Source organism: Stenotrophomonas capsici (genome assembly GCF_034961085.1).
In the GTDB taxonomy this organism is placed as follows: domain Bacteria; phylum Pseudomonadota; class Gammaproteobacteria; order Xanthomonadales; family Xanthomonadaceae; genus Stenotrophomonas; species Stenotrophomonas capsici.
The window spans coordinates 185,200-208,778 of the sequence record NZ_JAYFUH010000249.1 but is presented as its reverse complement, the minus strand read 5'-3'; the positions used below and the strand labels follow the sequence as shown (position 1 = coordinate 208,778).

At 67.8% G+C, this 23,579-nt stretch carries 15 protein-coding genes and 1 pseudogene; 7 read left to right on the top strand and 9 right to left on the bottom strand.

The annotated features are described in order from the left end of the window. Window positions 1-235 precede the first annotated feature (235 nt). A complete protein-coding gene (locus VA603_RS14155) occupies window positions 236-2,641 on the top strand; it encodes a TonB-dependent receptor plug domain-containing protein (RefSeq protein ID WP_323439236.1) in 2,406 nt (801 codons plus the stop codon). A gap of 184 nt (window positions 2,642-2,825) precedes the next feature. Continuing rightward, complete coding sequence (ybaL, locus tag VA603_RS14150; RefSeq protein WP_323439235.1) at window positions 2,826-4,532, top strand: YbaL family putative K(+) efflux transporter; 1,707 nt, start codon at window positions 2,826-2,828, stop codon at window positions 4,530-4,532. A 201-nt stretch (window positions 4,533-4,733) separates the two neighbouring features. Here the strand turns inward: ybaL and VA603_RS14145 are convergent, their stop codons facing one another. After that, a complete protein-coding gene (locus tag VA603_RS14145; protein ID WP_323439234.1) occupies window positions 4,734-5,615 on the bottom strand; it encodes an AraC family transcriptional regulator in 882 nt (293 codons plus the stop codon). Window positions 5,616-5,657: 42 nt separating this feature from the next. Next, complete coding sequence (locus tag VA603_RS14140) at window positions 5,658-6,581, bottom strand: LysR family transcriptional regulator (RefSeq protein WP_323439233.1); 924 nt, start codon at window positions 6,579-6,581, stop codon at window positions 5,658-5,660. Window positions 6,582-6,705: 124 nt separating this feature from the next. On the opposite strand from VA603_RS14140, the gene VA603_RS14135 reads away from it, so the two are divergent. Then, a complete protein-coding gene (locus tag VA603_RS14135; RefSeq protein ID WP_323439232.1) occupies window positions 6,706-7,356 on the top strand; it encodes an NAD(P)-dependent oxidoreductase in 651 nt (216 codons plus the stop codon). 168 nt (window positions 7,357-7,524) lie between these two features. On the opposite strand, the gene VA603_RS14130 is transcribed toward VA603_RS14135, so the two are convergent. The 7 genes from VA603_RS14130 to VA603_RS14100 all read right to left on the bottom strand — a co-directional run bounded on the left by VA603_RS14130 (window position 7,525) and on the right by VA603_RS14100 (window position 16,795). After that, window positions 7,525-8,283 (bottom strand): hypothetical protein, encoded by a 759-nt coding sequence (locus VA603_RS14130; RefSeq protein ID WP_323439231.1) that lies wholly within the window; start codon window positions 8,281-8,283, stop codon window positions 7,525-7,527. 238 nt (window positions 8,284-8,521) lie between these two features. After that, complete coding sequence (locus tag VA603_RS14125; protein ID WP_132865356.1) at window positions 8,522-9,808, bottom strand: O-acetylhomoserine aminocarboxypropyltransferase/cysteine synthase family protein; 1,287 nt, start codon at window positions 9,806-9,808, stop codon at window positions 8,522-8,524. Window positions 9,809-10,068: 260 nt separating this feature from the next. After that, a complete protein-coding gene (clpB, locus tag VA603_RS14120; protein WP_323439230.1) occupies window positions 10,069-12,657 on the bottom strand; it encodes an ATP-dependent chaperone ClpB in 2,589 nt (862 codons plus the stop codon). Window positions 12,658-12,832: 175 nt separating this feature from the next. Then, on the bottom strand, window positions 12,833-13,660 hold the full coding sequence (locus VA603_RS14115) for a DUF3014 domain-containing protein (protein ID WP_323439229.1): 828 nt from the start codon (window positions 13,658-13,660) through the stop codon (window positions 12,833-12,835). A gap of 76 nt (window positions 13,661-13,736) precedes the next feature. Continuing rightward, window positions 13,737-15,317, bottom strand: a complete 1,581-nt coding sequence (locus VA603_RS14110; RefSeq protein ID WP_323439228.1) for a hypothetical protein — start codon at window positions 15,315-15,317, stop codon at window positions 13,737-13,739. Window positions 15,318-15,382: 65 nt separating this feature from the next. After that, on the bottom strand, window positions 15,383-16,270 hold the full coding sequence (locus VA603_RS14105) for an XAC2610-related protein (protein WP_323439227.1): 888 nt from the start codon (window positions 16,268-16,270) through the stop codon (window positions 15,383-15,385). Between the two features lie 54 nt (window positions 16,271-16,324). Continuing rightward, window positions 16,325-16,795 carry a DUF3574 domain-containing protein gene (locus tag VA603_RS14100; protein ID WP_323439226.1) on the bottom strand — a complete coding sequence of 157 codons (471 nt, stop codon included), beginning with the start codon at window positions 16,793-16,795 and terminating at the stop codon, window positions 16,325-16,327. A gap of 184 nt (window positions 16,796-16,979) precedes the next feature. On the opposite strand from VA603_RS14100, the gene VA603_RS14095 reads away from it, so the two are divergent. The 4 genes and pseudogenes from VA603_RS14095 to otsA form a co-directional block, all read left to right on the top strand. Continuing rightward, window positions 16,980-19,418, top strand: coding sequence for a TonB-dependent receptor plug domain-containing protein (locus tag VA603_RS14095; protein WP_323439225.1), 2,439 nt, complete (start codon window positions 16,980-16,982; stop codon window positions 19,416-19,418). Between the two features lie 167 nt (window positions 19,419-19,585). Then, entirely contained in the window at window positions 19,586-20,332 is a 747-nt protein-coding gene (gene otsB, locus VA603_RS14090) for a trehalose-phosphatase (protein ID WP_132865363.1), read from the top strand. Between the two features lie 50 nt (window positions 20,333-20,382). Next, a complete protein-coding gene (locus VA603_RS14085; RefSeq protein WP_323439224.1) occupies window positions 20,383-22,164 on the top strand; it encodes a glycoside hydrolase family 15 protein in 1,782 nt (593 codons plus the stop codon). Next, window positions 22,161-23,516: pseudogene (gene otsA / locus VA603_RS14080) on the top strand (alpha,alpha-trehalose-phosphate synthase (UDP-forming)); the annotation flags it as partial. The gene VA603_RS14085 and the pseudogene otsA, both read left to right, overlap by 4 nt. Window positions 23,517-23,579: the final 63 nt, after the last annotated feature.

Sequence of the window (23,579 nt, the reverse complement as noted above, 5' to 3'; positions counted from 1 at the left end):
GACTCACTTCCCATTGCCGCATTGCACCCTTCCGCGCGCATGGGGAACCGGTACTTGCCCGGTCAGATGTCTGTCACCCGATCCAATATTGCTTTCAAAAGCAACGATTTAGACGCGGCGAAACGGTTTGACACGAGGTAAATTTTTGGTTAATCCGTTAATGGCGCACCGCAGAGATCCGCGAAACGCATCACCTTTCGCCCGGCGCCGCCCCCACAATCGGAGCTGCAATCTGATGAACCGCAAGTCCAGTACGCTCGCCATCGCCGTCGCAATCGCCCTGTCCACCCCGGCCCTGCCCGCTCTGGCCCAGTCCGGTGCCCAGACCCTGGACACCGTGATCGTCACCGGTACCCGCGTGGCCGACCGCACCGTCGCCGAGTCGCAATCGCCCATCGACATCATCACCCCCGAGGCCCTGCAGTCCACCGGCACCTCGGAGCTGGCCACCGCGCTGTCGCGCGCCCTGCCCTCGCTGAACTTCCCGCGCCCGGCGCTGACCGACGGCACCAGCGGCATCCGCCCGGCGCAGCTGCGCGGCCTGTCCCCGGACCAGGTGCTGGTGCTGGTCAACGGCAAGCGCCGCCACACCTCGGCCCAGATCAACGTCAACGGCACCATCGGCCGTGGTTCCTCGGCGGTGGACATCAACGCCATCCCGATCGCCGCCATCGAGCGGGTGGAAGTGCTGCGTGACGGCGCCTCGGCCCAGTATGGCTCCGACGCCATCGCCGGCGTGGTCAACATCGTGCTCAAGGGCAGTGGCAGCGGCGGCAGCCTGGCGGTGGACTACGGCCAGTATTCGGCCGGCGATGGCAACAAGTACCAGCTCTCCGGCGACGCCGGCATCGGCTTCGCCGACGACCGCGGCAGCCTGCACGTGGCCGGCCAGGTCAGTCAGCAGGACGAGAGCAACCGCGCCGGCCCGTACCTGGGCACCTCGCCCAACATCGGCAACTTCCCGGACATCGGCGAGAAGACCTTCGTCGTCGGCGACCCCCGCGTGGATGCCACCGCGGTGTCGGCCAACCTCACCTTCAATTTCAGCGACAACGTCACCGGCTACGCCAACGCGCTGCTGAGCAACCGCGACATCACCTCCTTCGCGTTCTACCGCTCGCCCAACCACAACAACCAGGGCGCGCTGCTGGCGCAGGTGTACCCGAACGGCTTCACGCCGCAGATCAACCAGTACTCCCGGGATCGCTCGATCGTGGCCGGCGTCAAGGGCAGCACCGAAGGCGGCTTCAGCTGGGACGTGAGCGCCAACCATGGCGAGAACACGCTGGATTTCCACACCCGCAACAGCATCAACTACACCTACGGCCCGGGCAGCCAGACCAGCTTCTACGACGGCCGCCTGGAGTACAGCCAGGACATCCTCAACGCCGACTTCACCCAGGCGCTGGACTGGGGCCTGGCGTACCCGGTGACGCTGTCCTTCGGCGCTGAGTACCGCAAGGAGAAGTGGAAGCAGCTGCCGGGCGAGGCGGCGTCCTACAACGATGGCGGCCTGGGCATCCCGGGCTCGCTGTTCGGCGCGCAGGGCTTCGGTGGCTTCACGCCGAACAACCAAGTGGACGCCGACCGCCACAACTACGCGGTCTACGCGGGCCTTGAAGCCGACCTCACCGACAAGTTCTCCGCCGGCCTGACCGGCCGCTACGAGGACTACTCCGACTTCGGCGACAAGTTCTCCGGCAAGCTGTCCGCGCGCTATGCCTTCACCGACAAGGTCGCGCTGCGCGCCACCGCCTCCACCGGTTTCCGCGCGCCGTCGCTGGCCCAGCAGAGCTACCAGGCGGTGACCAGCTCGATCACCGACGGCGTGTTCTACGAGAAGGGCACGTTCCCGGCCAACAGCGCCGCAGCGCGGGCGCTGGGCTCGGCGCCGTTGAAGGCCGAGTCGTCCACGTCCTACAGCGCCGGCCTGGTGCTGCAGCCGGTGGACCGCCTGTACGTGACCGTCGATGCCTACCAGATCGACATCGACGACCGCATCATCCTGTCCTCCAACATCAACAGCACCCCGGCCGCGCAGGCGCTGCTGTCCGGCCTGGGCCTGCCGCAGGTCACCCAGTTCGCCTACTTCACCAACGGCCTGGACACCCGCACCCGCGGCGTGGACGTCATCTCCAGCTATACCGTGCCGTTCAGCGCCAGCAGCCTGGAGCTGACCGCCGCCTACAGCTACAACGAGACCGAGGTGAAGAAGTTCGCCGCCTCGCCGGCCGCCTTCGCGGCGCTGGGCATCACCCAGTCGCTGATCGGCCGCGACGAGATCGGCCGCATCGAGGACAGCTTCCCGCGTGACAAGGCGATCCTGAGCGGCACCTGGCGCTCGGACCGCTGGGAGCTGGGCCTGGCAGCTACCCGCCATGGCAGCTTCACGGTGCGCAACTCGGCCAGTGCCGCCCGCGACCAGACCTACGATGCCAAGTGGATCGTGGACGCCTCGGCCAGCTTCAAGCCGAGCGAGAACTGGAAGCTCACCGTCGGTGCGGACAACCTGCTGGATGAGTACCCGGACCGCGTCGAGAACCTGGTGAACTCCACCTACGGGATGATGCCGTACAGCAACTACTCGCCGTTCGGCTTCAACGGCGCCTATGTATACGGCCGCATCAGCTACCGCTGGTAAGGACGCCCCCGCGTCGTGAAAGGAAGGTGCCCCGGGAGACCGGGGCATTTTCCTTTGTGGGCGACGGGGCTCACCCTTCCACCCGCGCAACAAAGAAAATCCAGATTTTTCATCCACTTTGCCGCATGAAAAGCAATGCGGCCTTTAGAATCGAGGCATCCCCCACCCGACCCCGCGAGCCCTGATGCACCATGACACCGCCCTGATCAACATGATTGCCATCGGCCTGGGCCTCGCCTTCGTGCTCGGCGCCCTGGCCAACAAGGTGCGGCTGTCGCCGCTGGTTGGCTATCTGATCGCAGGTGTCATCGTCGGCCCGTTCACCCCCGGCTTCGTCGCCGACCAGGCGCTGGCCAACCAGCTGGCCGAGATCGGCGTGATGCTGCTGATGTTCGGGGTGGGCCTGCACTTCTCGCTGAAGGACCTGATGGAGGTCAAGACGATCGCCATCCCCGGTGCGATCGGCCAGATCCTGGTCGCCACCCTGCTCGGCTGGGGCGTGGCCACGCTGATGGGCTGGCCTGTGCTGCACGGGGTGATCTTCGGCTTCTCGCTGGCCACTGCCTCCACCGTGGTGCTGCTGCGGGCCATGGAGGAGCGCCGCCTGCTGGAGACCACGCGCGGCAAGATCGCGGTGGGCTGGTTGATCGTGGAAGACCTGGCCTGCGTGCTGGCCCTGGTGATGATGCCGGTGATCGCCGAGGTGTTCGGCCCGGAGGCCAGCGGCAAGAGCCCCTCGCTGATGGGGCTGCTCGGCTCGATCGGCTGGACGTTCGTGCAGCTGGGCCTGTTCGTGGTGGTGATGCTGGTGGTCGGGCGCCGGGTCATCCCGTGGGTGCTGGAGAAGGTCGCCAGCACCGGTTCGCGCGAACTGTTCACCCTGAGCGTGCTGGCCATCGCGCTGGGCGTGGCCTTCGGTGCCGCGGCGCTGTTCGGTGTGTCGTTCGCGCTGGGCGCGTTCTTCGCCGGCATGATGCTCAACGAGTCCGAGCTCAGCCACAAGGCCGCGCACGACTCGCTGCCGTTGCGCGATGCGTTCGCGGTGCTGTTCTTCATCTCGGTGGGCATGCTGTTCAACCCGATGATCATCGTCGAGCACCCCTGGCAGGTGCTGGCCACCGTGCTGATCATCATGTTCGGCAAGTCGGCCGCCGCCTTCTTCATCGTGCGCGCGTTCGGCCATTCCAAGGGCACCGCGCTGACCATTTCCGCCTCGCTGGCGCAGATCGGCGAGTTCGCCTTCATCATCGCCGGGCTCGGCGTGGCGCTGAAGATCCTGCCGCCGGAAGGCCAATCGCTGGTACTGGCCGGCGCGCTGGTCTCGATCATGCTCAACCCGCTGGTGTTCGGCCTGCTCGACCGCTGGCAGGCACGCCACAAGGAAACCACGCCGGTGCCGGAAGTACCGGACATCCCGCCGGGCCCGTCGCTGGACCTGCACGACCATGCCATCGTCATCGGCTATGGCCGCGTCGGCAGCGAGCTGGCGCAGGTGCTGCGCGACCGCGGCGTGCCGGTGCTGGTGATCGACGACAACCGCGAGCACGTCGAGCGTGCGCATGCGGCCGGCATCCCCGGCATCCGTGGCAGTGCGGCGGCCGACCGCGTGCTGGCCGAAGCCCATCCCGAGCGCGCCAAGATCGCCGTGCTGGCGATCCCGCAGCCGCTGGAATCGGGCGAGGCACTGGCCAAGCTGCGCGCGATCAACCCCAACCTGACCCTGCTGGCACGCGCGCACAGCGACGCCGAAGTCCGCCACCTGCTCGAGCACGGCGCCGATGGCACGGTGATGGCCGAGCGCGAGCTGGCCTACTCGCTGGCGGAGATGATCCTGTCCACCCCGCCCTACCGCAGCCTGCGCCCCGGCGCGGCGGCCACGCTCGGCGCCTGACCCAACGCCAGCAGGGCGATGGAATGTCGGTGTACCGGGTGCCCCCGGGCCTGCGCTCACGACCCAAGCCGTAGGAGACACAAGCGACCTCGGTCGCGAAGCTGGCTGCCCATACTGCGATGGAAGCGCTGCAACTGCTGCCACACGGCGGCCCGTTGCATCCTCGGCTTCGCGGCCAAGGCCGCTCCTGCCTCCGCCCTTTCAACCCACCAGCGGCAGGTGGATGTCGGCGCGCAGGATCGCCTCGGGAGCGTGCTCCGGGTCATCCAGGAAGTGGTAATGCAGCGGCACATCGCGCAGCGCATGACCACTGGCCGGCAGCCACTCCGCCAACAACCGGTCGGTTGCCTCCTCAAGCAGGGAATAGCTGCCGACATGGCGCAGTCGCGCCCATTGACCACCGCCCATGCGTCGCAGCTGCAGCGGCTCGGACAGGGCGGGGATCGTCGCGTCCAGGGCAAGCGCGCAGTCGAAGCGCAACGCTTCGGCCGGCAGTTCGCGATGGTCGTCCACCGGGATACCAATCAGCTGCTGCAGCTGCTCGACCAGCCCCTGCTCCGCCGCCCAGCCGAACAGCAGGCCGAACGCACCGTCCAGGTCGTCGAACGCCCCCTGTGCACGCATCGCAACCACTTCGAACGGCTCCAGCGTCACCACCTCCACGCTCAGCGGTGCCGCCGCTGCGGTGGATCCGCTGGCGGGCCGGGAGAGCCCGGCGACATGCCGCTCCAGCAGGCCCGGGTCAGCACGCAGTTCGGTGGGGCTGGCATTCAACGTTTCGCGCAGCACCCGCGCCAGTGCCTGCGGGGTGTCATAACCGGCCAGCAATGCGATCTCGGTGACGCTGGCATCGCTTCGGCCAAGACGCTGCAGGGTCTTGAGCAGGCGCAGCCGCTGCACCGTGCGACCGATGGTCTCACCGGTCAGCGCCCGGTAGACGCGGTGGAAATGGAACGGCGAGTAATGCGCCACCGCCGCCAGCGCTTCCAGGTCCGGCAGCGGGCCACCGTCGTTGACCGCCTGCTGCAGGCAGGCAACCACGCGATCGAGCCGGGGCAGATGGGAGACGGCCTGCGTTTTCATGATCGAACTCCGTTGAAGGTGGTCCCATTCCAGCAGCCCTGCTCAGCGCCGGCGTTTCCGATCTTGCGCAATCGGCACCGCCCCCGGGATACCGGCCAGGTGCGCCTCCAGCAACGCGATGGCCTGCTTCACTTTGGCCGGCTGGCATTGACGATGGGGGGTAACCGCCCACACCGGCAGCGGCGGCACCTCCCACCCCGGCAACAGGCGCTGCAGCGTGCCATTGGCCAACTGCGCGCTCACGTCCAGGCAGGTCAGCACCGCCACGCCCAGGCCGGCCGTGCACAACTGGCGGACCGCCGGCTGGTTCTGGCTGACGATGCGCGGATGCGCCGGCACCAGGCGCTCCTGGCCGCTGGCCGGATGCCGCCAGACCAGCCCCGGCACCTGCGCCACCCCCAGCCAATCACCGGCCGGCACCTGCAGTGGATCGGTCGGCATGCCATGGGCCTGCAACCATTGCGGCGCGGCGCAGGGCCAGCGCTGCAGGGTGCCGATGCGCTGCGCCATCCAGTCGCTGTCCGGCAGCTGGCCAAAGCGCAGGGCCACGTCGATGCGCGCCTGCAGCAGGTCGGTCCAGCCATCGTCGAAGTACAGGTGCACGCGCAGCTGCGGGTTGTCGTGCAGCCACTGGCCTAGCGCCGGGCCGATCTGGTCGGCCATGCCCAGCGGCGCGGACACCCGCAGTTCGCCGACCGGCTCCTGCCGGGCCGCCGACAATTCCGCCTCGGCCTCGCCGGCCGCATCCAGCAGGCGCGCGCAGGCCGCGTAGTAGCGGCTGCCGACATCGGTCAGCGCCAACCGCCGCGTGGAGCGGTGCAGCAGCGGTACCCCGGCTTCACGCTCAAGCACGCGCAACTGCTGGCTGACCGCCGAGGTACTCATCCCCAGCGAGCGCGCCGCCGCACTCAACGAACCGTGCTGCACCACCCGGGCGAACAGGGCCATGCGTTTCAAGCTGTCCATCGGCCACCTCCTTGCCGCCCATTGTGAAGCATGGCTTCAAGGTGATTGTGGATATTTGCGACTGCCACCGGCCCGGCTCCGGGAGGACACTGTCGCCAGTCCCACACAACACCAGGTACCCACCATGAAAGTCGCATTGATCGGCGCCACCGGTTTCGTCGGCCAGGCCCTGCTGGAAGAACTGCTGGCCCGTGGCCATGACGTCACCGCACTGGCCCGCCATCCCGAGAAGCTGGCCGCCCACCCGCACCTGCGCACGGTCAAGGCCGACGCCCAGGACGCCGCCCAGGTCCAGGCTGCGGTGGCCGGCAACGATGCCGTCATCAGCGCCTTCAACGCCGGCTGGAGCAACCCGGACATCTACCGGGATTTCATGAGCGGCACCCGCGCCATCGTCGCCGGCACCAAGGCCGCCGGCGTGAAGCGCTACATCGTGATCGGCGGCGCCGGCAGCCTGTACGCACCGGACGGCACCCAGCTGGTGGATTCGCCGAACTTCCCGGCCGCAATCTTCGATGGCGCCAACGCCGCGCGCGATGCGCTCAACGAGCTGAAGCAGGAAACCACGCTGGACTGGACCCAGCTCAGCCCGCCGGTAGCCTTCCACGGCGGCGGCCCGACCGAGCGCACCGGCCGCTATCGCGTCGGCAGCGACACCCCGCTGAACACCGGCGACGGCGTCGGCACCATCAGCCCCGCCGACCTGGCCCTGGCGGTGGTTGACGAACTGGAGACACCGAAGCACGTGGGCAAGCGGTTCACGATTGCGTGGTGATTGCGTCGCGAAAGCAGCCCTCACCCCAACCCCTCTCCCGCTGGCGGGAGAGGGGCTCGGTTCATGAGGGCTTGCAGCGTACCGGCCCCTCTCCCGCCAGCGGGAGAGGGGTTGGGGTGAGGGAGACCCCGGGACACACGTCCACACCCGGCCCGCGTCGCGGGCACGTCAGGGCATGGAGGGCGCTCTCCGCCCCTGTTCGACGAATGCCTTGAAGCCCGGCCGAACCTCGCCTTCCTGACCGCCAGTCGGCCGAATCCGTCGCCACAGGTCTTCCTCGATCAGGCTCGCCCGGAACCGCTGCTCGTCGGAGAGCACCACATCAACCATGTAGGCCTGCGTCAATCCCGCCTGATCGCCGGCCCGCGCCTGTAGCCCGTAATAGGCACGCGCCAACGCCATGTCACGCTGATCCTTCATCGTGAAGGCAATGTCGCCGGCCATCTTCAGCGCGTACACCGAGCCCGACGCCGCGCTGGCATCGAGCATGGCAAACACCTGCTCGCGCGGTGCGCCCCTGCGCGCCAGATGATAGGCATAGAAGGCAAGTGCTGCTGGATTGCCGCGCTCGGACAACTCCTGCAACGTTACCAAGGGGAGGCCGAGCAGATGGCGTTCGACATCCGGCCCGGGAAAGCCACGTGCGCCCAGCCAACGCGCATCCTCTGCACTGGCAGCCACACCGGGATTCTGGGGATTCCAGCGGAAGCCGTACTCGCGCGAATCAAAGCCAGCCGATGGCAGGGCACGCGGCACGGTCGGCACAGCCTCCACCGGCGGCACACCCGGTGACGACGCATCATCAACCGCGACAGCCGACGCGCCTGACGATGCGCGCGCATCCAACACGCCCGCTGGACCAGGTACGGCAGACCTGCGAACCAGATGAAATGCCACGGCCACCAGGACCAACACCAACACGAACATCGCTGCCTTGCCCGCCGGAATCCTCATCCTGGAGATACCCCCTGTCGCTTTCGATCAGCAGATAGCACCGGACGGCCAAATCGGTCAAATCAATCACCATCCTGCGGGGAGGCGGCTACGTTCCAGCCATCTGCACCGATGTTTGCCAAGCAACGGGCGCTCCGTCTGCGTTCATGGGCAAGACCTGTCTTGCCGCAGGCGGATGACGCCAGTGCGTCGCCCGCCCTCACACCCCGCCTTACGCTTGGGCCAACGCCTGCTCCAGGTCGGCCAGCAGGTCGTCGATGTGCTCGATGCCGATCGACAGCCGCACCGTATCCAGGGTCACGCCGGCCTTCTCCAGCTCGGCTTCGTCCAATTGACGGTGGGTGGTCGAGGCCGGATGGGTCGCCAGCGACTTGGCGTCGCCCAGGTTCACCAGGCGGGTGAACAACTGCAGCGCGTCAAGGAACCGGGCCCCCGCCTCGCGGCCTCCCGGCAGACCGAAGGTCAGCACGCCTGAGCCATGGCCGCGCAGGTACTTCTGCACCAACGCATGCTCCGGGTGATCCGGCAGCGCGGCGTAGTTCACCCATGCCACCTTGGCGTGCTTCTGCAGGTAGGCCGCCACTGCCAGCGCATTGCTGTTGATGCGGTCCATGCGCAATGCCAGCGTCTCGATGCCCTGCAGGATCTGGAACGCATTGAACGGCGAGATCGCCGCACCGGTGTTGCGCAGCGGCACCACGCGGGCGCGGCCGATGTAGGCCGCCGGCCCCAGCGCTTCGGTATAGACCACGCCGTGGTAGCTCACGTCCGGCGTGTTGAGCCGGGGGAAACGCTGCTTGTGCTCGGCCCACGGAAAGCGGCCTGAATCCACGATCGCGCCACCCAGGCTGGTGCCATGCCCGCCAAGGTATTTGGTCAGCGAATGCACCACGATGTCCGCGCCGAAATCGAACGAGCGCTGCAGGTACGGCGTGGCCACGGTGTTGTCGACGATCACCGGCACGCCGTGCGCATGCGCGATCTTCGCGATCGCCTCGATGTCGGTGATGTTGCCGCGCGGGTTGCCGATCGATTCGACGAACACCGCCTTGGTGCGCGCGTCGATCAGTGCCGCGAAGGCCTGCGGATCTCGGTAGTCGGCGAAGCGGGTCTGGATGCCGAACTGCGGCAGCGTGTGCGCGAACAGGTTGTAGGTGCCACCATACAGCGCGCTGGAGGCCAGGATGTTGTCACCGGCCTCGGCGATGGTCTGGATCGCATAGGTGATGGCGGCCTGGCCGGAAGCCAGCGCCAGCGCACCAACACCGCCTTCCAGCGCCGCGATGCGCTTTTCCAGCACATCGGTAGTGGGGTTCATGATGCGGGTGTAGATGTTGCCCGCGACCTTCAGGTCGAACAGGTCGGCACCGTGCTGGGTGTCGTCGAAGGCGTAGGCCACCGTCTGGTAGATCGGCACCGCCACCGCGCGGGTGGTCGGGTCGGGCGAATAACCGCCATGCACGGCGATGGTTTCAGGCTTCCACTGCGGGTCGGTCATCGGGGCGCTCTGCCGGATAGAGAACTGCTGACATTAGCCCAACACCGCCGCGCAGGCGGCGACGGTTGCAGTGGTTACTTGTGCCGCGATGGCATGAGCTGATGCGCTTTGCTTTTAATGCCGCCCTCACCCCAACCCCTCTCCCGCACGCGGGAGAGGGGCTCATTTATGGCGAGATGAAACGCTGCCTGCAGTCACGCTTTCAAAGCCCCTCTCCCGCACGCGGGAGAGGAGTTGGGGTGAGGGGCAGCACTTCACACTCAGCCCTTGCGGAACTGCAGCTGCCCCGCCCCGCCGGCTTCCACCTCGATGGTGTCGCCGCTGGCGAACTCGCCGGCCAGGATCTTCTGCGCCAACGGATTCTCCAACTGCGCCTGGATCGCACGCTTGAGCGGACGCGCACCATAGATCGGGTCGAAACCCACGTTGCCCAGCAGGTCGAACGCCGAATCGGAGACTTCCAGCCTCAGGCCACGCTCGGCCAAGCGCTTCTCCAGGCCACGCATCTGGATGCGCGCGATCTGCTTGATCTGCTGCTTGTCCAGCGGGTGGAACACCACGATGTCATCCAGGCGATTGATGAACTCCGGGCGGAAGTGCGCCTGCACCACGCCCATCACCGCCGCCTTCATCTGCGTGTAGGCCTCCGGGCTGTCGTCGCCGCTCATGTCCTGGATCTGGTGCGAGCCCAGGTTCGAGGTCATCACGATGACGGTGTTGCGGAAGTCCACGGTGCGGCCCTGGCCGTCGGTCAAACGACCATCGTCCAGCACCTGCAGCAGAATGTTGAACACATCCGGGTGCGCCTTCTCCACCTCGTCCAGCAGGATCACGCTGTACGGGCGCCTGCGCACCGCTTCGGTCAGGTAGCCACCTTCCTCGTAGCCGACGTAACCCGGGGGCGCACCGATCAGGCGCGACACGCTGTGCTTCTCCATGAACTCGCTCATGTCGATGCGCACCATCGCGTCGGATGAATCGAACAGGAAGTCGGCCAGCGCCTTGGTCAGCTCGGTCTTGCCCACGCCGGTCGGGCCCAGGAACAGGAACGAACCACTCGGGCGGTTCGGGTCGGACAGCCCCGCGCGTGAGCGGCGCACCGCATCGGACACCACGCGGATCGCCTCTTCCTGGCCGACCACGCGGTTGTGCAGCATGTCTTCCATGCGCAGCAGCTTGTCGCGCTCGCCTTCCAGCATCTTGCTGACCGGGATGCCGGTCCAGCGCGAGACCACCTCGGCGATCTCCTCGTCGGTGACCTTGTCCTGCACCAGCTTGAAGTCCTTGCGCTCCATTTCCTGCGCGGCCTGCAGCTGCTTTTCCAGGTTGGGCAGCACGCCGTACTGGATCTCGCTCATCTTGGCGAAATCCTGCCGGCGCTGCGCGGCCTCCAGGTCGAGCTTGGCCTTCTCCACCTGCTCCTTGATCTTGGTCGCGCCCTGCAATGCGGCCTTCTCCGACTTCCAGATTTCATTGAGGTCGGAGAACTCGCGTTCCAGCGTGTCGATGTCGGTTTCCAGGTCGGCCAGGCGCTTGCGCGAGGCGTCGTCCTTCTCCTTCTTCAGCATCTCGCGCTGGATCTTGAGCTGGATCAGGCGCCGCTCCAGGCGGTCCAGCTCCTCCGGCTTGGAATCGATCTCCATGCGGATGCGCGAGGCCGCCTCGTCCATCAGGTCGATGGCCTTGTCCGGCAGCTGGCGGTCGGTGATGTAGCGGTTGGACAGCGTGGCCGCGGCAACGATGGCCGGGTCGGTGATCTCCACGCCATGGTGCACGGCGTAGCGCTCCTTCAGACCGCGCAGGATGGCGATGGTGTCCTCGACCGTGGGCTCGCCCACCAGCACCTTCTGGAAGCGGCGCTCCAGCGCGGCGTCCTTCTCGATGTACTGGCGGTACTCGTCCAGGGTGGTCGCGCCGATGCAATGCAACTCGCCGCGCGCCAGCGCCGGCTTGAGCATGTTGCCCGCATCCATCGCGCCATCGGCCTTGCCCGCACCGACCATGGTGTGCAGCTCGTCGATGAACAGGATGATCTGGCCTTCGTTCTTGGCCAGGTCGTTGAGCACGCCCTTCAGGCGCTCCTCGAACTCACCGCGGAACTTGGCCCCGGCGATCAGCGCGCCCATGTCCAGCGACAGCACGCGCTTGCCGCGCAGGCCTTCGGGCACTTCGTCATTGATGATGCGCTGGGCCAGGCCTTCGACGATGGCGGTCTTGCCCACGCCGGGCTCGCCGATCAGCACCGGGTTGTTCTTGGTCCGGCGCTGCAGCACCTGGATGGTGCGGCGGATTTCCTCGTCGCGGCCGATCACCGGGTCGAGCTTGCCGCTCTCCGCGCGCGCGGTCAGGTCGATGGTGTACTTCTCCAGCGCCTGGCGCTGTTCCTCGGCGTTCTCGCTCTGCACGGTCTCGCCGCCGCGCAGCTTGTCGATGGCGGCCTCGATCTTCTTCTTGTCGGCACCGGCCGCACGCAGCGCCATGCCGGCCGCGCCACCGTCGTCGACGGCGGCTAGCAGGAACCATTCACTGGCGATGAACTGGTCGTTGTGCTGCTGGGCCAACTTGTCGGTGGTGTTGAGCAGGCGGCTCAGGTCATTGCCCATCGACAGGTTACCGGCCTGGCCGGAGACCTTGGACAGCGCCTCCAGCGACTCGGCCAGCCGCTCGCGCAATACCGGCACGTTGACGCCGGCCTGGGCCAGCAACGGCCGACTGCTGCCGCCGGGCTGGTCGAGCAACGCGCTGAGCACGTGCACCGGTTCGATGATGTTGTTGTCGCGACCGACCGCCAGGGACTGCGCGTCGGACAGCGCCTTCTGGAAGTTGGAGGTGAGCTTGTCCATCCGCATGGGTCTTCTTCCTCGAATAAAGGGGGCCAGCGTCGCTGGCGATACTGGTTCAGATGCGGTTGCAACGGTGTGATTCAAGGGTGACGACTACCCCCTGTTCAGCCATTGCCTGCTTCCCGTCCAGTATCGCCAGCCGATCTGGCCCGACCTTGATCCAGCGCAAACCCGTCATGGCTCAGCCGCGCGTGACCGCCACGCGGATGGCCTGCAGCTGTTGCTTCACCGCCTTGCGCTGTCCGGCATCCAGCCGCAGCAGCGCTTTCTGCCCCACCGACAGCGACTGCAGCGCCGGGTCGACGAAGCGGTATTTGCCCTTGCCATCCGGCGCCAGCGCCAGCGGGCCCGAGGGCTCGGGGGTCTGCAGCAGGTGGTCGATCACCGCCACCAGACGGTCGTTGAAGTGCCCATCGGGATGCCCTATGTCGCGGTAGGCCTGCTGCACCAGCGGATAGAAGCGCACGTAGGCCGTCGCCAGGGACTGCGCATCGGCCTGGGTGAAAGCCTTCACCCAGGGCGCGTAACGCTCGGCGTTGGCCGCAGCCAACTGCTCGACACCGTCGCTGCCCTGTGCCACCTGCAGGCTGCCCGGCATCGGTTGCAGGGCCATCGCCGAGGCCGGCAGGCTGGGCTGGGTGAGGTTGTCCACGTGCACCACCCACCGCTGGATCAGGTGCGCGCGCAGCAGCACCGCCAGTACATCGGCGGGGAACACCCCTGCCAGCGCCTGCCAGGCGCCGGCATCACTGTCCGCCAGGGCCGGCAGGGCGGGATCGGCCGCCACGTCCGCATCCAGCGGATAACGGGGCGACGTCGGCCCCGTGGCGGGAGCAGGTGACGGCGCCGACGAGGGGTCAGCAGGTCCATCCAGCGGTGGGGGTGTCGTGGCGGCGGGCGCTGCCGGCCGCAAACGGGCCAGGTCATCCTTGAACAGCCAACCGCCGACACCACCGATCGCCACCACGCCCAACACCACCCAAGGCCACACCGCACTGCGCTTTTCCATCACATCCACCTTGCTTGCATGTGAAGGTGTGACCGGCGCAACGCCGGTGGGTTCCCCCCGGCGCCACCGCGCGTGTTCAGCGCGGCTTCTGCAGCGACATCAAGCCGATCACCGTGGCCAGTACCGCGTAGGCGGCGGCGACCTGCAGGGTGATCGCCTGGCGCAGCCCTTCCAGCTGCCACGGCAGGTAGATGCCGCCGCGCGGATCGGTGGAATGGATCACCCCGAACGCACTGAGCACCGCGGCCACCAGCAGCAGCGTCACCGCCACGCCCGGGCGACGCTCGATCAAGGCCACCAAGGCCGCCGCCCACAGCATCGCGGTGATGATGAAACCGTTGCCCAGCACCTGCAGCGTGGCCACGTCCGACAGCCCATGCCCGTCCACCGCCGCATACAGCGCGGCGGCGGCCTCCGGCGCCACCCAGGTGCCGAACTTGATGTTGATCAGGTAGGCGATGGCCGGCAGGAACGCCAGCGCCACCGCGATCGCGTGCTCGCGCCTGGTCTGCTGGAACGCCTGCACGGTGATGTCCAGGCCGACGAACACGATGATCGGTGCCAGCACCGCCACCGGCAGCCACTGCACCAGCCCGGCGACCACGCCGAGCATGCCGCCGATGCCGATGAACAGGCCGGTCAGCAGCGTGTAGCCGGTGCGCGCCCCCAACCGCTTGTAGGCCGGCTGGCCGATGTAGGGCGTGGTCTGTGCCACGCCGCCACAGACGCCGGCCACCAGCGTAGCGATGGCCTCGACCAGCAGCACGTCACGGGTACGGTAGTCGTCGCCGGCCGCGCGCGCGCTCTCGGCCACGTTGATGCCGCCCACCACCATCAGCAGGCCGAACGGCAGCAGCAGCGACAGGTACGGCACGGTCAGTGGCAGGCCATCGACGAAGCCCAGCGACGGCAACGGCAGCGCCACCGCGAATGAGATCGCCGGCGGCCACTGGAAGCCGGTCAGCACACCGGCCGAGCCCAGCCCGTAGTACAGCACCACGCCGACCAGCAGCGCGAACAACACGCCCGGCAGGCGCAGCGGCACCACGCCGCGGGCAACCAGCACGTACAGCAGCACGCCCAACGTGACCAGGCCGACCAGCGGCTGGCGCAGGCTTTCGATCAGCGGCAGGAAGCCGAGCAGGGTCAGTGCCGCACCGCCGATCGAACCGAGCAGGGCCGCGCGCGGCACGTGCCGGGTCACCGCATCACCCACGAACGACAGCACCAGCTTGAGCAGGCCCATCACCACCAGCGAGGCCATGCCCAGCTTCCAGGTCAGCAGGGCCGCCGCGGTCGGGTCCAGGCCCTGCTGCTTGAAGCCGGCGAAGGCCGGGCCCAGCACCAGCAGCGCCATGCCGATGCTGGTCGGCGCATCCAGGCCCAGCGGCATCGCGGTGACGTCATCGCGGCCGCTGCGCGCGGCCAGCCGGTGCGCCATCAGCGTGTACATCAGGTTGCCGATCAGCACGCCCAGCGCGGTGCCCGGGAACATGCGGCCGAACACCACCTCGGCGGGGAACTGGAAGATGCCAACCAGCGCCATCGCGATGAAGCCGAGGATGGACAGGTTGTCGACCACCAGGCCGAAGAAGCCGTTGAGGTCGCCGGGCACGAACCAGCGGGCACGTGCGGTGGGGGAATGCGGGGAATTCATGCGGGAGTTTCGTCAGCAGGGCCGGCCTGGATCAGCCGGCGGAAGGGGGAAAGGAAACACGTGGCTCATTCCGGGTCGGGCACTTTCACCCAGCCCAGGATCGGACCGCGCGCGGGATTGAGGTAGCGCACCTGCAACCAGCCATCGGCCTCGTCCAGCAACTCGACGCGGTCGCCCTCGACCAGGTAGCGCCGGGTGGCAGTGTCACCGGCGCGGCTGTAGAGCGGCAGGCGGGCCGGCACCACCGACGCACCCCAGCCCTTCATCGGCACGTCGGCCAGCGGGGGATCGAATGCATTCCACAGCGCGCGCTCCAGGCGCTTGCCCGAGGCATCCCAGGTACTCCAGACCACCAGGATGCCCATGTCTTCCGCACTGTCCAGGGACAGCACCCGGGACATGCCACTGGTCTCGACCAGTGCGCCGCGCATCGAGCGGTACAGGTAAAGCCGGTCACCCTGGTAACGGTATACGTCGCTGTACCACATCGGCCCGCTGCGACAACTGCTGCTCAGCGTGCGCGAGGCCGGATCCGGGGACAGCGTCCACAGGCCTTCGCAGCTGATCTCCGGCCCGGTGGGTGCGGCCAGCGCGCGGAACCGGCCACTGTCCGGCTGGTACAGGTACACGGTGAAGGACTCATTGACCTGGCCCAGCGTCGCGCTGGTGGCCAGGTCCTGGTAGCCGTCGAAGTTGTAGTCCGCATGGCCCAACCGCGTGCCCCCGTCTTCCTCATCGGTGGCCGCCGGCAGCAGTTGCCGCGCCGATGAACGGTCGGTACCGACCTCGACGGTGCCTTCCCCTGTCAGCCGCGCGTGGGCAATCACGCCGGCGGTGACCTCGAAGCGGATCTCGCTGTCATCGGCCAGCGCCGGCGGCGCCAGCAGCATCCCTGCGGCAATCAGCATGCCGTAGGCGGCGCAGCGGCGGGAGGCGGGGGTATGTGGCGTCATCAGGTGACTCGTCGAAAGGCGGACCAGCGCGCAGGCTAGCCGATCCGGCACCGATCAGAACGACACCTCGACCGGCTGCCGTGCCCACAGCACCGACTGGTGGTGGGTGGCCTGCTTCCACGCCAGGCGGATGGCCTCGATGTCGTTGCGCCGCTGCGGGGTGTCCTCGTGCAGGATCACCAGCACCTTGGTGCTCAGCCGGTTCGGCTCCGGCGCCCCGCGGAACAGCCACTGGCCATAGGCGTCGAACACGGTCAGGCCATCGGGGAACCGCGGCGTCACTTCCTTGTCCAGGAACGCGCGCCATTGCGCCTGGCTGATCACGTCGGTCTGCTCCCGCCGGGACGGGCCGGTTTCCTCGCCCACCCCGAAGTACAGCTCGCTGCGCACCCAACCGCCGGCCTCGGCCGGGCGCTGCGCATCGCCATGCAGCGCGGCGGTGGCTGGCTCGTTGACCGGCGGTGCGGCGATGGCGCTGGTGGCAAGGCCCAGCAACAGGGGGAGAACAACGGCGTGCAACTTCATGGAAAACCTCCGGACAGGGCAACACGGTGGCATCCATCGCACCGCAGGGGATATCACGGACGGTCATCAGCTCATGGCATCCAGGGCTTGCAACCGGCCGCGCGTTAACGCCAAGATAATATATCGCTTCATCCGGATGGATGTAAGTGCAAAACCTCCCCCCTTCGTTCTGCCCGGAGTTTCCATGTCCCGCCCCACCTCGGCCCCGCTCGGCCTGGCCATCGCGCTGGCGCTGTCTTCCCCCGCCTTTGCCCAGGAAGCCGCGCCGAACAGCGCCACCACCCTGGACACGGTGATCGTCACCGGTACCCGCGCGGTGGACCGCACCGTGCTCGAATCCACCTCGCCGGTGGACGTGCTCAGCGCCGAGGACATCCGCAAGGCCGGCGTGGTCAATGGCGAGCTGGGCAGCGCACTGCAGGCGCTGCTGCCGTCGTTCAATTTCCCGCGCCAGTCCAACTCCGGCGGTGCCGACCACGTGCGCGCCGCGCAGTTGCGCGGCTTGTCGCCGGACCAGGTGCTGGTGCTGGTCAACGGCAAACGCCGCCACAACAGCGCGCTGGTCAACACCGACAGCAAGATCGGCAAGGGCACCACCCCGGTCGACTTCAACGCCATCCCGGTCAGCGCGATCAAGCGCATCGAGGTGCTGCGTGACGGCGCCGGCGCGCTGTACGGCTCGGACGCGGTGGCCGGCGTGATCAACGTGATCCTGGACGACGCCCCGGAAGGCGGCGCCATCGAAGCCAGCTTCGGTGCGCACCACACCGACCTCAAGCCGATCAACCGCACCCTGACCGACGGCCAGGCCAGCTTCTTCAGCGCCAAGGTCGGCACCGCACTCACCGATGACGGTGGCTTCCTGCGCGTGGGCCTGGAATACAAGAACCGCGAAGCCACCAACCGCGCCGGCTTCGACCAGATTCCGCCGTGGGAAGCACAGACCCCGGACAACCTGGCCCTGGCCGGCAAGCGCAACTACGCGCTGGGCGACGGCGCCAGCAAGGACATCAACGCCTGGTTCAACACCGAGATCCCGTTCGGCGAGACCTCCAAGGCCTATGCCTTCGGCACCTACAACCAGCGCGATACCGAAGGCGCCAACTACTTCCGCTACCCGGACGGCGAGGCCAACTGGAAGGCCCTCTACCCGAATGGCTACCGCCCGGTCTCCGAAGGCGAGAACCTGGACGTGCAGCTGGTCGGTGGCGCCCGTGGCCAATGGGGTGAGTGGAACTACGACGCCAGCGTCGACCACGGCCGCAATGAATTCACCTACCGCCTGCGCGACTCGCTCAACGCCTCGCTCGGCCCGACCAGCCCGACCCGCTTCAAGACCGGCGACTTCAGCTTCGAGCAGACCGTGGCCAACCTGGACGTGGGCCGCATCTTCGTGCGCGAGAACGACAGCCACAGCCTCGGCTTCGGCATCGAAGGCCGCCATGAGCGCTACGAGACCGGCGCCGGCGACCCGGCCAGTTACGCCGCCGGCCCGTACACCGACCGCCCCACCGGCTCGCAGGCCGGCGGCGGGCTGACCCCGCAGGACGAAGCCAACCTGTCGCGCGACGTGTTCAGCGCCTATACCAGCCTGTCCTCCACCTTCGGCGAGAAGTTCTCCACCGACATCGCCGCCCGCTACGAGCACTACCAGGACTTCGGCGGCGAACTGACCGGCAAGCTCGGTGCGCGTTACGCGTTCGCCCCGGCGTTCGCGCTGCGCGGTGCCATCTCCAACAACTTCCACGCGCCGTCGCTGAGCCAGATCGGCTACGAGTCCACCTCCACCGGTTACACCGCCGGCGGCCAGCTGGTGCAGGGCCGCCTGCTGTCGGTCAACAACCCGATCGCCCGCGCGCTCGGCGCCACCGACCTGAAGCCGGAAAAGTCGATCAACTACAGCCTGGGCTTCACCAGCCAGATCGGCAGCCACTTCGACCTGTCGCTGGACCTGTTCCAGATCGACATCGACGACCGCATCGCGCTGTCGGAGAGCATCACCGGTGACGCGTTGACCACCTTCGTGCAGCAGCAGTTCGGCATCAGCGGACTGGAAAGCGCGCATTACTTCGTCAATGCCGCCGACACCCGCACGCGCGGCGCCGAGTTCGTCGCCAACTGGCGGCAATCGCTGGGCGATGGCGAGCTGCTGCTGACCGGCACCTGGAGCTACGCCAAGACCGAGCTGAAGAACGTGGTGGCCACGCCGTCGCAGCTGCTCGCGCTGGACCCGGACTACGTGCTGTTCGGCGTGGAGGAAAGCAACACGCTGACCGACGCCGCCCCGCGCACCCGCGCGCAGCTGGCCGGCAGCTGGGCCAATGACCGCTGGTCGCTGAGCAGCCGCGTGAGCCGGCACGGCAGCGCCACGCGCGTGTTCGACTTCGGGGGCGGCTACGAGCCGACGCAGACCTATCGCGCCGAATGGCAGCTGGATGCGGAAGTGGAATACCGCATCACCCCGAAGTGGAGCGTGGCCATCGGCGGGCAGAACCTGACCGACAACTACCCGGACAAATCCAACCAGGACATCTACTACTTCGGCAACATGCCCTACGACGTGCTCTCGCCGATCGGCAGCAATGGCGCGTACTACTACGGCCGCGTGCGGTACACGTTCTGACCCACGGACGCAGGCGGGGATTGCGTCCCCGCCTGCGTCCTGCCGTGCAGTGTGCGCTGCCTGATCGTCGGGCCGAGGCACCTTTGGCAGGTTGGGGTGAAATTCCAGCCCCTCGGGCTGCACACCTGATTACCTCCCCCTAACATCCGTTGCGGCATAGTGGCCGCATGCTCGAAGAACTCCAGCGACCGGCCCCACCGGCGCTGACGGACAACGACGCGCTGTTCCTCGATGTCGACGGCACCCTGGTCGCCTTTGCCGACCATCCTGAAAAGGTGGTGCCCGCCGACGACCTCCCGCACCTGCTCGCCGTGAACGCACAGCGCCTGCACGGCGCGGTGGCACTGGTCAGCGGCCGTCCCATCGCGCAACTGGACCAGCTGCTGTCCCCGTTGCGCCTGCCCGCCGCCGGCCTGCACGGCACACAGCTGCGCTCCACCGCCGATGCCGAAGTTGTCGGCGGCGACACCGCGCAATGGCTGCATGCCCTGCACCAGCAGGCGATGCGGCTGGCCCATCAACACCCCGGCATGCTGGTCGAACACAAGGGCAGCGCGCTGGCCCTGCATTGGCGTACCGCGCCACAGGCGGCCGGCGCCATCGTCGCCTTTGCCCAGGCCCAGGTGGCGCAGCTGCCGGGCGTTCGCCTGCAACCGGGCAACCAGGTCATCGAGTTCGTCAGCGCCGACCACGACAAGGGTGGAGCGGTGCTCGCGCTGATGCGCACCCCGACGTTCGAAGGACGTCGCCCGATCTTCGTCGGCGACGATCTCACCGACGAAGCCGGCTTCGCCGCCGCCATGCGCCAGGGCGGGCATGGCGTGCTGGTCGGCAACCGCACCGCCAGCCACGCACGCTACGGGCTGGCCGACGTCGCCGCCGTGCACGAGTGGTTGCGCGGCGCCTTGCCGTAGATCCTGCGGCCCCCATGGCGCCTGGGCGCCCTCCACAACAGGAGCAAGTCATGCAACGGGCCGATCTGGACCTGGCCGTCATTGGCAACGGAAGTTTTGGCGCGCTGATCGACAAGCGGGCGCGCATCGTCTGGAGCTGCCTGCCCGCCTTCGATGGCGACCCCGCGTTCTGTGCGCTGCTCAGCCCACGCGACCATGACGGCGGCGACTTCGCGGTGGAGCTGGAAGACTTCGCCGACAGCGAACAACACTACTTCACCAACACCGCCATCCTGCGCACGGTGTTGCGCGACACCCAGGGAGGGGCGATCGAGGTGATCGACTTCGCGCCACGCTGGAAACGCCATGGTCGCCTGTACCGCCCCCCCAGCGTGATCCGGCGCATCCGCCCGCTGTCCGGCAGCCCGCGCATCCGCATCCGGGCGCGTCCCTTGGCCGATTGGGGCGCACGCACGCCCGAATCCACCTGGGGCAGCAACCACCTGCGCTGGCTGTTGCCCGGCTTCACCCTGCGCCTGACCACCGATGTGCCGGTGCGCTTCATCCGCGAAGGCACCGCGTTCGCGCTGACCCAGCCGGTGGACCTGGTGTTGGGCGTGGATGAAACCCTGCAGCGCAGCCTGGCCGGTTACGCGCAGGATGCCTTCCAGCGCACGGCCGAGTACTGGCGTGAATGGGTGCGCTACCTCTCCGTCCCGCTGGAATGGCAGGACGCGGTGATCCGCAGCGCCATCACCCTGAAACTGTGCCAGTACGAGGACAGCGGCGCGATCATCGCGGCCATGACCACCTCGATCCCGGAGGCGCCCGGCAGCGCGCGCAACTGGGACTACCGCTACTGCTGGCTGCGCGATGCCGCCTTCGTGGTGCGCGCGCTCAACCGGCTGGGCGCCACCCGCACGATGGAGGGCTTCCTGCATTACATCTTCAACCTGGCCACCAGCGACGGCAGCCTGCAGCCGTTGTACGGCATCGGCATGGAAGAGAAGCTCGACGAGAGCGAGGTGCCCTCGCTGGCCGGCTACCGCGGCATGGGGCCGGTGCGCCGCGGCAACCTGGCCTGGGTGCAGAAACAGCACGACGTGTATGGCTCGGTGGTCCTGGCCTCCACCCAGCTGTTCTTCGACCAGCGCCTGGAAGCCCCCGGCGATGCGGACACCTTTGCCCGCCTGGAACCGCTCGGCGAGCGCGCCTATGCCCTGCACGACGTCCCCGACGCCGGACTGTGGGAGTTCCGTGGCAGGACCTCGGTGCACACCTACACCTCGGCGATGTGCTGGGCCGCCTGCGACCGCCTGGCCAAGATCGCCTCGCGCGTGCAGTTGCCCGAACGCGCCCTGCTCTGGCGCCAGCGGGCCGATGCGATCCACCAGCGCGTCATCGAACGCGGCTGGAACGCGCGCCTCGGGCACTTCACCGATGCCTGGGACGGCCAGCACCTGGATGCCTCGCTGCTGCTGTTGGCCGACATCGGCTTCATCGATGCCCTGGACCCGCGCTACGTCGCCACCGTCGAGGCCATCGGCCGCGAGCTGCGCCATGGCAACGCGCTGTACCGCTACATTGCCCCGGATGACTTCGGTGCACCGGAGACCAGTTTCACCATCTGCACGTTCTGGTACATCGACGCACTGGCCGCGATCGGCCGCGTGGCCGAGGCGCGCGACCTGTTCGAAAGCGTACTGGCACGCCGCAACCACGTCGGCCTGCTGTCCGAGGACCTGGCCTTCGACGACGGCGAGCAATGGGGCAACTTCCCGCAGACGTATTCGCACGTTGGCCTGATCACCGCCGCCATGCGCCTGTCGCGACCGTGGCAGGACGCGTCGTGAGCCGCCTGGTGGTGGTGTCCAACCGGGTGGCGATGCCCGGCGAATCCCGTGCCGGCGGGTTGGCCGTCGGCCTGCTGGCCGCGTTGAAGGAACGCGGCGGCATGTGGTTCGGCTGGAGCGGGCGCAGCGTCAACGAGGACAGCGGCACCCTGCGCGAGCAGAGCGAGGGCAACATCCGCTTCGTGACGATGGATCTGTCCAGACCCGACCTGGACAACTACTACAACGGCTTCTCCAACCGCGCCCTGTGGCCGCTGTTGCACTTCCGCCTGGACCTGGTGGACTACGACCGCCGCAAGCGCGAAGGCTACTGGAAGGTCAACGCCCTGTTCGCCGACAGGCTCGCGCCACTGCTGCGCGAGGACGACACCGTGTGGATTCATGACTACCACCTGATCCCGTTGGCGGCGATGCTGCGCGAACGCGGCATCGGTTGCCGCATCGGCTTCTTCCTGCACGTGCCGGTGCCCTCGGCGGACCTGATCCAGGCCCTGCCCGACCACCGCAACCTGTTCTCCACGCTGTACGCCTACGACCTGCTGGGCTTCCAGACCCGCCGCGACGTCGACCGCTTCCAGTCCTATGCGCGCCTGTTCGGCGGCGGCACGCTGGTGGACAGCGAATGGATCCAGGCACCGGACGGCCGACGTATCCGCACCTCGGCATTTCCGATCGGCATCGATACCGCCCACATCGCGCGGCAGGCACACGGCGCCACCCGTAACAACGCGGTGCGCGCCCTGCGCCGCAGCCTGCAGTTCCGCAAGCTGGCCATCGGCGTGGACCGCCTGGACTACTCCAAGGGCTTGCCCGAACGCTTCCATGGCTTCGAGCACTACCTGGACCGCTACCCGCAACAGAAGGGCTCGATGACTTTCCTGCAGATCGCACCGGTCTCGCGCGGCAGCGTCACCGAGTACCGCAAGCTGCGCACCGACCTGGAGCGCCTGGCCGGCCACATCAATGGCAGCCACGCCGAAGCCGACTGGACCCCCCTGCGCTACGTCAACCAGAACTACGCGCACAGCACGCTGACCGGCTTCTACCGCGAGGCCGCGGTGGGATTGGTGACCCCACTGCGCGACGGCATGAACCTGGTGGCCAAGGAGTACGTGGCATCGCAGGACCCGGAGAATCCCGGCGTGCTGGTGCTGTCACTGCTGGCGGGCGCGGCGGACGAGCTCAAGCAGGCACTGCTGGTCAACCCGCATGACCTGGACGGCGTGGCCGATGCGATCGCCGCCGCCGCCAACATGCCGTTGGCCGAACGCATCGAGCGTTGGCAGCTGATGATGCAGCACCTGCGCGAGTACGACATCAATCGCTGGCGCCGCGACTACCTGCAGGCACTGGAAACACCGCCCTCCCCCCAACCCCTCTCCGGCACGCGGGAGACGGGCTCGGACTGCGTCGGT